Origin of the sequence: Pontibacter korlensis, from assembly GCF_000973725.1 — a bacterium.
GTDB lineage: Bacteria > Bacteroidota > Bacteroidia > Cytophagales > Hymenobacteraceae > Pontibacter > Pontibacter korlensis.
Window position 1 is genome coordinate 1,222,855 of sequence record NZ_CP009621.1, and the last position, 12,261, is coordinate 1,235,115.

A 12,261-nucleotide genomic window follows, 5' to 3' on the forward strand; every position below is an offset into this window, starting at 1 on the left:
ATCTAAGGTGTGGGTTTCTTTTATAGAAGTACAACCACTAGCGGTCGTGCTTACCTTCAGCAAATTCTTCGATCATCTTTTTATTGAAAGCAGGTATATCATCAGGATTACGGCTTGTTACCAGGCCTTGGTCTACTACAACCTCCTGGTCTACCCACTCCGCACCGGCATTTTTGAGGTCGGTTTGCAGGGTGTGGTAACTGGTCATCTTTTTGCCTTTTACCTTACCTGTTTCGATCAAGGTCCAAGGCCCATGGCAAATAGCTGCAACTGGCTTGCCGCTCTCCATAAACTTGTTCACAAAGCTCACCGCATCCTTGTTGGCACGCAGGTTATCTGGGTTCATTACACCACCAGGTAGCAACAGGCCATTGTAATCATCAGCCTTAACGTCGTTCAACTTCTTATCCACCTTAAACTTGTCGCCCCACTCGGTATGATTCCAGGCCTTGATCTCATTATTGTCATTCGGTGAGATGATATGTGCCTCAGCACCCGCTTCTTTGAGTGCTTTCAGCGGCTCTGTCAGCTCCACCTGCTCAAATCCTTCTTCTACTAGTATCGCTATTTTCTTTCCTTCTAGTTTGTTCGCCATTCTAAGTTTGTTTTTTATGGTTAAACATTGTGTTGCTATATACATAACGCTTCAATACTCGAATTGTTAACCATTTCCCTTGTCACATCTGCAGGTGTTACCCATTATTAGTTCACCGATAATAGGTAAACAGTCTCCTCGCACACTAGCTATTGATAGTGATTTTGTATGTGACACCATCATTTTTACCTTTCATTATTTGGAATTAGTCTAAGTAAGTAGGTAAGTTTGCTGCCACTTAGAATTAGTCTAAATAAAGCAGCATTCTATTGGCAAAAGCTGCCCGGAATGACCACACATAATCAACATAACTTGTTAGGCATGCTGAAAAAATTTACGCTTATCTGTTTGTGTATCCTGTTCACACAGTTCGCATGGGCGCAACACCATAAAAGCTCAGTTATCAAGGGGCGGGTGCTGCAAGAAAATGACCAACCGCTTGCTGCCGCCAGCATTGTGGTAGAAAATACTCCTTTCGGTACCGTAACCGATGAGAACGGCTACTTTAAGATTATACACATGCCGGAAGGTACTTACCAGGTTAGAGCCATGATGATCGGCTTTAACAGCCTTACAACAAAGGTTCAGTTAGATCGTGGCGAGATAGAGGACGTTAATTTCAAGCTTCTGACCAAATCCAACCAGGTATCAGAGGTAGAGGTGTTCGGGGTAAGAGATAAGCAGCCTGAGAAGCTGGATGCCATTACCCGACTACCTCTTAAGCCAAGCGAGCAGATTCAGAGCATTTCTGTGATTTCGGAGAAGCTGATTGAGCAACAGGGCGCGCTAACTGTGATTGAAGGTGTGCGCAACGTACCAGGAGTTTATACTTACGCTACTTACGGTGGAGTAAGAGAAAGTATCTCTTCACGTGGTTTCCGTGGCATTCCTACACTTAAAAATGGTGTGCGCGTAATGACCGACTTCCGTGGCCAGGGCTTCTCTACCGATATGCAGGGTGTGGAAAGCGTGCAGGTACTGAAAGGTGCCAGCTCTATTACCATGGGTGCTTCTACCGACTTAGGTGGCCCGGGCGGTATCGTGAATATCGTAACCAAAACACCTAAGTTCGAGAACTCAGGCAGCGTATCGCTGCGAGCAGGCAGCTGGGGCTTAATCAGACCAACATTTGATGTGCAGCGCGTGCTGGACAAGAGCAATAAAGTAGCCATACGTCTGAACGGCGCTTATGAAAACGGTGGCAAGTTCCGCGACCACATGGAGAACGAGTCGTTCTACATTAACCCGTCGTTGGAGTGGAGACCAAATGCCCGCAGCACCTTGACGCTGGAAATGGATTACTTTAACGAGGCACAGACCATAGACCCAGGTACTGTAAACCTTTCTGTAGGCAACAAGGAAAACCAGATCTATGACATGCCATCCAACCGCTTCCTGGGTTTCGAGTCTGACAAGACAGATTTGAAGCACACTACTTACACAGCTCGCTACAATTACAACATCACCAACAGTTTATACTTACGTGCTGCTGTTTTCAGCTCCAATTACAACTACGATGCTATCAAGACTAACTTGGCGGCATTGAAGGCTAATTCATCAACGGGCGTAAACGTAGACCAAGTGAACTGGTACCGCCGCTCTATCGCCCACAACTCTACCCGCGAAGACAACAGCACTGTAGTGCAATTGGACCTGGTAGGCCGCAAAATAGAGACAGGCAAGATCAACCATACTTTTCAGGTAGGTGTTGATTACCGCTACATCGATCTATTCCAGCCTACTTATAACTCCATTGCCATAGACGAAATCAACGTTTTTGACCCGGCTACTATTTCGCATACCTTGCCTGAGAGTTTGCCTGCTTTTGAGCGCACTGGTGGTACACAAGCTTACGACTACCGCTTCGGGGCCACTTTCCAGGATGTGATTCAGCTTACCAACTGGGCCAGAGTATACGGTGGCGTACGCTACAGCACCAATAAGACAAGAGACAATGGTGAAAACAGCGCTACTACGGAATTCTGGAACCCATTGGCTGGTGTCATGTTCACGATCAAAGATGGTTTGAATATCTTTGGTTCTTACACCAACAGCACCAACCCTCGCTCTGCCTCCGTGGTAGACGAGAATGGCAACCCACTGGGTGCCGAGCGTATTGATCAGCTGGAGGCTGGCATCAAGTCTGAGTGGTTGAACGACCGCCTGCGCTTTAACCTAACGCTCTTCAAGATCAACAACAAAGACATGAACCTGCAGGCCTTTACCGTGGATGAAAACGGTGCGGTGCTGCCAACCGGCTACTACATTAAAGGCGGTAACGATGAGCGCAAAGGTGTAGAAGTAGAGCTTACTGGCCGTGTGCTGGAGAACCTGGAGATCGTTACTGGTTATTCTTACATAGATGCACAGTATAAAGACCACACCACTTTTGTACCGGGTTCTGCACCAAACAACACACCAAAGCATACTTTCAACGCCTATGCAAACTATACCCTGAGAAGCGGTCTGCTGCAAGGCCTAAACATTGGTGCCGGTGCTTATTACCTGGGCGAGCGCCCTTACAACGACTGGACAATAGATGGTGTGCAGTATCACAACATTGAGCCGAACACTGCGCCTTGGTACAACAAAGCTTATACCATAGTAAATGCACAGGTTGGTTATGAGTTTAAGAAACACTGGGGCATAAGAGCCTTGTTCAACAACATCTTCGATGAGGTAGGCTACGATGCATACCGCAGCAGCTTCATCGACAGGATACAGCCAAGGAACTTTTCCGGTGTAGTAACTTATAAATTTTAATTAGATTTATTCCAAATAATTAAAAAGCTGCCGATATTTACATCGGCAGCTTTGCTTTGCACACCATTCAAAGTCTTTTCCAAACTCCCTGACAGATGAAAAAATACACCTGGCGAAAGCTCTTCAACGATGTACACCTTTGGCTAGGCATTGCCAGTGGCCTCGTACTGTTTGTGGTTTGCCTTACGGGCACCATCTATACCTTCAGGGATGAGGTAGAGCAACTAATGGCCCCGGAGAAATACCATGTTGAGGTACCGGCTAACGCGCAGCCTATTGCTCCCGGCAAATTGATAGCGCAGTTAGAGCAGGAACTGAAGGGAAAGGTAGTGAACCTGAACATACCAGAGGATAAAGCCAGTACCTACACTGTAGGAGTAGCGCCAGCTCCTTCTACAGAAAAGGGACCTAAAGGCAAAGGTGGCGAGCAAGGTAAGGGAGGCCATGGCGGCGGAAGACCAGCCACCTATTATGTAAATCCTTACACCGGGCAGGTAGTTGGCACGCCAGAGAGCGCCACCTCAGAATTTTTTGGCACTGTAATGCGCCTGCACCGCTGGCTGCTGATAGAAGGCGATGTGGGTAAGATCATTGTGGGTACTTCTACTATCATCTTCACCTTTCTGGTACTGACAGGGCTGGTACTGTGGTTCCCTGTAAAACGCAAGAACTGGAAGCAGGGTCTCAAGATCAAAACAAATGCTAAGTGGAAACGCGTAAACCATGACCTGCACAATACCCTGGGCTTTTACTCTTCTATCCTGCTGCTGATCATGGCCCTGACCGGCCTTTGCTGGTCGTTTGAGTGGTACCGCGATGGCTTAAGCAGCGCGATGGGCTCAGAAGTATTCAAAGGCCGCCGCGAAAAGCCAATGACCATTGCTAGCGCTGCCTCTACAGCTACTCCAGAAGATTACATACAGCAGACCAACCTGCTGCTACCTTACTCTGGCGACCTGCGTTTGTCACTTCCAACTGACGATACCACAGCTGTAGTTGTACAGAAGAGCAAGACGGGCTTATTTGCCCTCGCTGCTTCTGACAAGGTACAGCTAAACAAGCATAATGCTGAGCCTCTGCAGGTAGAGAAGTTCTCTGATAAGCCTCTGAACGAGCAGATTGTGTCACTGATCAAGCCGCTGCACCTAGGCAACGTCTACGGTACTTTTTCTAAGATTTTATACTTTATTGCCTGCCTTATAGCCACAAGCTTGCCTGTAACAGGCACTTTGATCTGGATAAACAAGCTCCGCAAAAAGAAGAAGCCAAGCAAAGCCACACGTTACGGTGCAACTCCGGTTGCTAGCTAAGCAGGCACAGAAAGCAAAAACAGCCACGGTTATATTTTAGCCGTGGCTGTTTTTGTTTATAACAGTGCAAATCGAGTTACGCCTCGCTTTTATAATCCGCTGCAAATATTAATTTTATAGGAATAAACACGTATAAACCTGGTACACACGTTACCCAAGTATGATGACACACAAACTGAACCTGCTTCTGGCATCACTGGTCCTGCTGTTGCTCACCACAACCGCTGCCTCAGCACAAAAGGTGGAGGTCATAAAGTTTGCAGACCTGAAGGAGCTGCGAAACCAACCTCACGATACTTTATATGTAGTAAACTTCTGGGCCACCTGGTGCAGACCCTGCATAAAGGAGCTGCCATACTTCGAAGCTGCCAATCAGAAGTATAAAGGCCAGCCTGTAAAGGTAGTGCTGGTAAGTATGGACGCTGTGGAGGATTTAGATAGTCGTGTAAAAACCTTTGTGCAGAAACGCGGACTACAGTCGGAGCTACTATTGCTGGATGAGGTAGACGGCAACTCCTGGATAGATAAGCTGGAGCCCAAATGGTCTGGCGCTATACCTGCCACTATGGTGTTTAACAACAAGCGCGGGCACTATGAGTTTCGTGAAGCTGAGATGACGGAAGAAGAGCTAACGACTATAATTGAGAAGTATAAGTAGGCTACACGCCCAGTACGAAAAGCAATTCATCATCAACTATAAAGTAAGACCTATGAAAAAAATGAACCTGCCTTATGTTTATGCGGCTTGCCTGGTGCTGGTGAGCCTGTTGCTTTCGGCTGTTCCAGCTTCAGAGCACGGCTACAAAGTGGGTGACACAGCTCGCGACTTCCGGCTGAAAAACGTGGACGGCAAGATGGTATCCCTGGCGGATTACAAAGATGCCAAAGGCTTTATTGTCACCTTTACCTGTAACTCCTGCCCTTACTCCGTAGCCTACGAAGACCGCCTGATCGAGCTGCACAATAAGTTTGCCTCCAAAGGTTACCCTCTCATCGCCATCAACCCTAACGATGCTCAAGTATCGCCGCGAGATTCTTACGACAAGATGCAGGTGCGTGCCAAGGAGAAAAACTTTCCTTTCCCTTACCTGCACGACGAAACTCAAGAGATTACCCGAGCTTACGGCGCTACCCGCACCCCCCATTTATACATTGTGCAGAAGCAGCAGGATGGCAGCTTAAAAGTAGCCTATATCGGTACTGTAGATGACAATTATAAAGATGCCAGCCAGGCACAGAAAAAGTATGCAGAAGAAGCTTTAAATGAACTGGTGGCCGGTAAACAAATAAGCCAACCGAATACGAAGGCCATTGGCTGCACTATTAAATGGAAGGAAGCATAGACTGCTAGCGCAGAGTACACACATAACCTAACGCACCTGTCAATTATTGGCAGGTGCGTTTTTTATTCGGTAATTCTAAAAATGCTATACTTAAACAGTCTAGGCTACCGCATTTAAAATTGAATTGTTATATTGAAGAAGCACTATACTAACTCCATACTTGTGACTATAGCGGAATAATCTTCTACTTAGTTTTTAAAGTAAAGGAAAGCTCTCACGGCGAAACTAATCAAAGCTTTCTGTATACTCTTTTGAATTGTCTGAAGGCGGTTTGGCTATAGTGCGCTTATGTTGACAACTTTAAAACGACCGACAAAGAGGCTTTGAGAAAAGTATAAAAGTTGCCAAGTCAGCAACAGCCGAACCTAGTGCACCTTGTTGCCCAGCAGATTGGCGGCAGTCCTGAATTATGAGTTCGTGTAGCAACCTCTAACTACCGGCTCAAATATAACGCTTTAATAAAATGAAAAAGGTTTTACTATTCTTACTCTGTTTAGTGGTTGCCTGCGCCACCTATGCGCAGAACTACCCACACCAAAGTGATGTGTTATGGGTAACTACCCCTAGCAACACCAATTGGCTGTACAGACTGAATGAAGAAGCAAAAGTTACCGTCTCGCTCTATGAGTATGGCATTTTGCAAGACAACATTAAGATAAGCTACAGTATCGGGCCAGAGTTGATGCCAAGTGATAAGACCGGAACAGCTACCATAAAGAATGGCAAAGCGTTGATTTCTATGGGCACAATGTCCAAACCCGGTTTTAGAGACTGCCAATTAAAAGTTCAGCTCAACGGACAGGAGTATAATCACCACATAAAAGTTGGGTTTGAACCAGAAAAGCTGACTCCTTACACGCAGTTCCCGAATGACTTTGTCAGTTTTTGGGAGCAAGCCAAAAAAGCGGCCTCCCAATGCCCAATGGAAGTAACCAAAGTCTTTGTCCCTGAATATTCGAGCGACAAAGTAGACTGCTACCTTATTAAGTTACAGGCATTCCAGAAGGGTAATTTTGTGTACGGCTACCTCACTATCCCCAAAAAGGAAGGAAAGTTTCCTGTAGTGTTTTCGCCTCCTGGCGCAGGCATCAAACCAATGAACCCATCAAAGGATATCTTTTATGCGGAGAACGGGGTCATCCGCTTCGACATGGAAATACATGGCATACGGCCAGACCTGGATGCAGCAACCTATGCAGAGGTAAGCCGGGCTTTTGGCAGAGGGAATAACAGCTATTTAGTCAACGGACTAGAAAACAGGGACTCATACTATATGAAGAAAGTATACTTATCCTGTGTGCGTGCCCTGGATTATTTAACCACCCTGCCGGAATGGGACGGGAAAAACCTGATAGCCCAGGGAGGTAGCCAGGGAGGAGCCTTGGCCATCGTAACAGCAGGACTTGACGAAAGAATTACTGCCTGCGCAGCTAACCATCCTGCACTAAGCGATATGGCCGGGTATAAAGCCAATCGTACTGGAGGTTACCCTCACCTTTTTACCAATTATGACGGGATGGATACCCCCGAAAAGCTCAAGACTTTAGAATACTATGATGTGGTAAATTTCGCGAAACTGATAAAGGTGCCTGTATTTATGACTTGGGGTTATAATGATGATGTCTGTCCTCCTACTACCAGCTACATCGTTTACAATACCCTGAAAAGTAAAAAAGAGGCGCTGATCACACCTGTAAACGAGCATTGGATCTCACTAACAACTCGTCATCGTATTCTAGATTGGATAAAGGGGAACCTTCGGTAGAGCCAACAGAAAGTACAGCCTTGGTATAGGTGCCTGTAAAAGGTCACTACTTAGAAGAAGTGTTTTGGATAAAAGACTGCGTGAGCATAAGCCTAATCATGACAAAAATAATTCTCCTACTATCGTTTATTGCATTGTCTTACAACTCCTACGCCTGTAAGTGTAACACTTATGCTTCTATTGAGACATTCATGGAGGAAAGGTACAGTGCCTCTGACTTTGTTGTTTCTGCCAAAGTAGAATTTGTTAAGGATAGTTTAACAAAAGGCAATTACATAATGTCTGCTGACCCAACCTACTGGCGGCAAGGTGGCTACAATGCTGTCTTGAAGGTTGGCAAAGTCTACAAGGGAGATATCGACACTGACACCATTGAGATAATACCAAACTGGTCTAACTGCAGCCAATACTTCAAAACAGGCCACACTTACATCGTCTTTGTATATGTGAATAAGAAAGGAGAGTTCACAACAAATGTGTGCTCAGGAAGCTTTTCAACAATACAAGTCGACAAGTGTAAAGCATTCCAAAAGATTAGGAAAGAGTAAAGTTGGTGCTAACTACCGTAAAGCATGACGCGTTTCTGCCCTACTCCGTCTTCTTTGTATCAGCGGGCAAAGGCACATCTGTAGGCGTTATAGCGCTGGCAGCCTTATGTGTTGGGCTCATGTGCTTGCAGTGCTTCATACCGGCCACACGTGCCTCTACCTCATACTTGTTGTTATAATATCCCACCCGCCACGATTCTTTCAGGTACAGCCACAAAAACCGGAAGAAGCCATGCTCCTGAAACTGCCGGATATGACAAAGCTCGTGCGCTAGCCAACCTTCATCTTTCAAAAAATCTTTCCGACTAACGCCGCTCAGATGTATGGTTTTGCCCAACACCATCGCCACATTGCTACTTTTTAGTACCATGCGGGCAATTCTGGCAAACGGAGAGCGTTCTACAACTTTAAAATCCATAGATCAACTTAACAATTAGCCATCTAAGCCAGCCAGCAAGGTAAATGGTCTACTTTACCTGCAGAAGCATTACAGAAGCAGGCGAATAGCGTAACCTAGTAGTTTGGCGCTTAGGCAGATATAGCTTACTTTTGCACCGGCTGGGATTAAAGCTCTTCAAAAAGAAAGCTTTTAGTTAGCAAAAGCTGTACTTCCCGGCACTGAAGGTGACAACTGTTTGGCCGCTTCGGCGGCTCGAAACATGCTAAACCCATGAAAAAAGCAACCATATTAAGCGCCTTGGCTATACTGTCGTTGGTGCTTTCGCACTTCTACGAAGTGGCTCCTGCCACACCGGTGCAAGCTAGTCTACAGCCTACTGTTACTCCCTACGCAATAAACTCGCCTGAGGACATGCTACGTGCCATAGAGCTGCGTGAGCCTTTGGTAGACGAAGAGGCTAATGAGCCTTATGAAGAGTATTACGTAAAAAACCTGGGCCTGAGGTTCAGAAACCCTGCTTACCGCTCCTTGGTAGAGACAGCCTCCAAATGGATTGGTACCCCATACCGCTACGGCAGCAGCAGCAAACGCGGCACCGACTGCTCTGGCTTTGTTACCAGCATCTACCGCGAAGTATACGGTATTAATCTAAGCCGCAGTTCCCGCTCCATGTTTCAGGATGTGGTGCGAGTGCAGAAAGACAGCATACGCACCGGCGATCTTGTTTTCTTCCGTCGCAGCGTTAAAGAGCCCATCTTTCATGTAGGTATTTACCTGAAGAATAACAAGTTTATACATTCGGCCACAAGTGGCGGCGTAATGGTTAGTTCACTGTCAGATCCATACTACCGCAACTATTATTACGCTGCCGGTCGTGTTAATTAAAATAGAGCTTTAAAAGCTCTGCTTCTTTTAAGCGCGCCATTGAGCTTGCTGGAAGACGGCTTCCGCTGCCTTCACTTTCTTCAGTCTATACTCCTATTAAATATTAGATAAGAGGGGCACTTGCGTGTGCTATGCAGCACAAGCCACTCCAACACCAAATACCCCTTATCCTCATCCCCACTTTCAGTCTCATCTAGGCTGCACAATTTTCACCGAAAGCGAACCTATACAGGAATAACTGCGCTAAGAAAGGTATGGTAATCCCGCTACTAATACCTATGCATTTGTTAACTTAAAGCAGAACAATTTTATAGTGAGCAAGTATAGGAAGGTTACCGTTTGTTTAAGCAAATTGCACCTGATTTGGCATAACAGCTGGCTTGTCCATTCCAAACAGAACAAGATTAAGTACGTACAAAATGACAGAAAACAAAGGACCTGAAGGCAAAAAAGTGGCACAGAGTGCCGTCTTCAAAAAAATACTGGAGAAAGCAGAAGCATACCTGAAGCACCCTGCAGAAGTAGCCAAACTAGTTAGCGACACCCTTAAAAAAGCCACTGCCAAAAAAGGAGTGGGCGCCCTGGCCGGCGAAGTATGGGAAAACCTCCAGCTGCTGTCGCGCATGCTAAAGGCAGCCAGCTCCGGGGAGTACAAAGGTATACCTACTCCTACGCTTGTAGGCGGCGTAGCTGTTCTGATCTACTTCTTGATGCCTATTGACGTGATACCCGATGTTATTCCAGTAATAGGTTTGCTGGATGATGCCAGCCTGTTAGCCTGGTTTATGGCTAGTATAAAAACAGAACTTGATAAGTTTAAAGAGTGGGAAGCTACCCACCCTATAAGAGTAGAACCAACAGAGGCGCAGCATACGCCTGAGAAACATGATGCCGATATCTCGTTCGGAACTCCGAAGTATAGCGACCGCTCTGCCGGCGATATGCAGATGAATACCAAGACAGACATTTAATTAACCTCACTACTACCTATGGAAACAGACAAAAATAACCGCGATAAAAAGGTGCACAAGCATGGTCAGCCCAAGCCAAAGGAAGAACCAAACGCAAAACACTCCTCCCAAGGCCACAGCACTGATGTAAAAGGCACTGTAACCAACACTCGCGAAGCGACGCTTCGCTCTGCCACCACCGATAGCACACGAGTGCCTAAAAAGGATAGCGATGAAGGCGCTACCGGCGGTAACATACGCTAAACATTTTTTCCTTAATCAACAGCAGGGGCAGGCTAACGTATAGTCTGCCCCTGCTGTTTTCTTGTACTTTATGTAGCTTTTGTAGACACATCGTAGTAGCAACATCGATAAAGTAAAGTAGCCTTATCTATTACAATATAGTACAATACTAATGTGTTAATTTAAATGAAATGCCATAAAAGCTTAACCATTTGACTTTTTTTAATTAAATTAATACTTATCTTTGGCCAAAGAATTTTGTACTTTAACTTTTAGCCAGTGTCTTCATCATTCTTACGTCTTACATCCGTTAATCTACACATCGACGGAATCGGAAAGGTGCTGTTTGAGCGGAGCGATAAAGCCAAGCGCTTGAGCATCAGCGTTCGCCCTTTAAAAGGTGTGCGAGTTGCAGTGCCGCCTCACATTAGCTTCGAAAAAGCCGAGCAACTCATCTACACTAAAGCCGACTGGATCAAAGAGCACCAGGCGCGCATGCAGCAACAGGAGCAACAGGTAACGGTTTATGACCACAATAGTGAGTTTAAGACCAAGTATCACACGCTGCGTCTGCTAACCCACGCCCGCTACGACATGCGCTGTGTTATTGAAAACGGTTACATCAATGTGTTTTACCCTGCCTTCAAAGAGGTAAATGATACCGATGTGCAGAAATTTATCCGCAAGTCTATTGAGGAGGCATACCGCAAGGAAGCCAAGCAGTACCTGCCAGAGCGGGTAGCTTATTTTGCAGATAAGTTCGGGTTTGAGTATCAGAGCGTGTTTATTAAGAACGCCAAGAGCCGCTGGGGCAGCTGTTCTCACATGAACAACATTAACCTGAACCTTCACCTGATGCGCCTGCCAGATGCCCTCTGCGATTACGTGATCCTGCACGAGCTGGCACATACGGTAGAGAAAAACCATGGCCCGCGTTTCTGGTCGTTGCTCGACAGTGTATGCGGCAATGCCAGAGCACTTGATAAAAAACTAAAAGCTTACAGAATCTCTATTTTCTAATAGTTTGCCTATAGCCCTACTTTACTAAGCCAAACAATTACTTACTACTTGATAACAAACTGGCAACAGCCCCTGGCTGCTGCTTAAGGTATAATTGCGCTGTTTCTGCATAAGAGGCAGCACATTAAAAAAGCGCTGCAGGCTATTCCTGCAGCGCTTTTATTTTTAGAGTAAAACTTCCTAAAATTAATTTCCCCTGCTAATCGTGTGGGTAGCAACGTAGTTTACAAAGTCGCCCACGGTATCAATCTTTACCTCGTCCGGGATAGTGATTTTAAAGCTCTTCTCCAATTCGAGGATAATATCAACCACGTCTACGATGTCGAACCCGAAGTCCTGCAACATTCTGTCTGCCCACAGGCGATCAGCTTTTATCTCTTTGGTTTTGCTAATGATGCGGATAACCTCCCTCTCAATAGCGGTATTAGTAGCAATCATA

The 12,261-nt window shown here is 46.0% G+C and carries 13 protein-coding genes; 10 read left to right on the forward strand and 3 right to left on the reverse strand.

Translation table 11 applies throughout. From position 1 onward, the window contains the following. Positions 1-37 precede the first annotated feature (37 nt). Positions 38-595 carry a type 1 glutamine amidotransferase domain-containing protein gene (locus PKOR_RS05080; protein WP_046309502.1) on the reverse strand — a complete coding sequence of 186 codons (558 nt, stop codon included), beginning with the start codon at positions 593-595 and terminating at the stop codon, positions 38-40. A gap of 288 nt (positions 596-883) precedes the next feature. Here PKOR_RS05080 and PKOR_RS05085 point away from each other — a divergent pair, with 288 nt between their 5' ends. From PKOR_RS05085 to PKOR_RS05110, 6 genes are all read left to right on the forward strand, one after another. Beyond that, on the forward strand, positions 884-3,358 hold the full coding sequence (locus PKOR_RS05085) for a TonB-dependent receptor (RefSeq protein WP_200897428.1): 2,475 nt from the start codon (positions 884-886) through the stop codon (positions 3,356-3,358). Positions 3,359-3,453: 95 nt separating this feature from the next. After that, the gene (locus PKOR_RS05090; RefSeq protein ID WP_046309504.1) at positions 3,454-4,668 is read left to right on the forward strand and encodes a PepSY-associated TM helix domain-containing protein; all 1,215 of its coding nucleotides are present in this window, start codon (positions 3,454-3,456) and stop codon (positions 4,666-4,668) included. A gap of 160 nt (positions 4,669-4,828) precedes the next feature. After that, the gene (locus PKOR_RS05095) at positions 4,829-5,326 is read left to right on the forward strand and encodes a TlpA disulfide reductase family protein (RefSeq protein WP_235337250.1); all 498 of its coding nucleotides are present in this window, start codon (positions 4,829-4,831) and stop codon (positions 5,324-5,326) included. 52 nt (positions 5,327-5,378) lie between these two features. Then, entirely contained in the window at positions 5,379-6,011 is a 633-nt protein-coding gene (locus PKOR_RS05100) for a thioredoxin family protein (protein WP_046309506.1), read from the forward strand. Positions 6,012-6,474: 463 nt separating this feature from the next. Further along, positions 6,475-7,776 (forward strand): acetylxylan esterase, encoded by a 1,302-nt coding sequence (locus PKOR_RS05105; protein WP_046309507.1) that lies wholly within the window; start codon positions 6,475-6,477, stop codon positions 7,774-7,776. A gap of 98 nt (positions 7,777-7,874) precedes the next feature. Then, positions 7,875-8,324 carry a hypothetical protein gene (locus PKOR_RS05110; RefSeq protein WP_148561634.1) on the forward strand — a complete coding sequence of 150 codons (450 nt, stop codon included), beginning with the start codon at positions 7,875-7,877 and terminating at the stop codon, positions 8,322-8,324. Positions 8,325-8,364: 40 nt separating this feature from the next. Here PKOR_RS05110 and PKOR_RS05115 read toward each other — a convergent pair whose 3' ends face one another. Beyond that, positions 8,365-8,742: a hypothetical protein gene (locus PKOR_RS05115; protein WP_046309510.1), complete on the reverse strand. Its 378-nt coding sequence runs from the start codon at positions 8,740-8,742 to the stop codon at positions 8,365-8,367. Between the two features lie 252 nt (positions 8,743-8,994). On the opposite strand from PKOR_RS05115, the gene PKOR_RS05120 reads away from it, so the two are divergent. The 4 genes from PKOR_RS05120 to PKOR_RS05135 all read left to right on the forward strand — a co-directional run bounded on the left by PKOR_RS05120 (position 8,995) and on the right by PKOR_RS05135 (position 11,822). Further along, the gene (locus PKOR_RS05120; RefSeq protein WP_046309511.1) at positions 8,995-9,609 is read left to right on the forward strand and encodes a C40 family peptidase; all 615 of its coding nucleotides are present in this window, start codon (positions 8,995-8,997) and stop codon (positions 9,607-9,609) included. A gap of 419 nt (positions 9,610-10,028) precedes the next feature. After that, complete coding sequence (locus PKOR_RS05125) at positions 10,029-10,580, forward strand: YkvA family protein (RefSeq protein ID WP_046309513.1); 552 nt, start codon at positions 10,029-10,031, stop codon at positions 10,578-10,580. An 18-nt stretch (positions 10,581-10,598) separates the two neighbouring features. Continuing rightward, complete coding sequence (locus PKOR_RS05130) at positions 10,599-10,823, forward strand: hypothetical protein (protein WP_046309514.1); 225 nt, start codon at positions 10,599-10,601, stop codon at positions 10,821-10,823. A gap of 258 nt (positions 10,824-11,081) precedes the next feature. Then, positions 11,082-11,822 carry a M48 family metallopeptidase gene (locus PKOR_RS05135; protein WP_046309515.1) on the forward strand — a complete coding sequence of 247 codons (741 nt, stop codon included), beginning with the start codon at positions 11,082-11,084 and terminating at the stop codon, positions 11,820-11,822. A gap of 186 nt (positions 11,823-12,008) precedes the next feature. Here the strand turns inward: PKOR_RS05135 and PKOR_RS05140 are convergent, their stop codons facing one another. Beyond that, positions 12,009-12,260 carry an acyl carrier protein gene (locus PKOR_RS05140; RefSeq protein WP_046309516.1) on the reverse strand — a complete coding sequence of 84 codons (252 nt, stop codon included), beginning with the start codon at positions 12,258-12,260 and terminating at the stop codon, positions 12,009-12,011. Position 12,261: the final 1 nt, after the last annotated feature.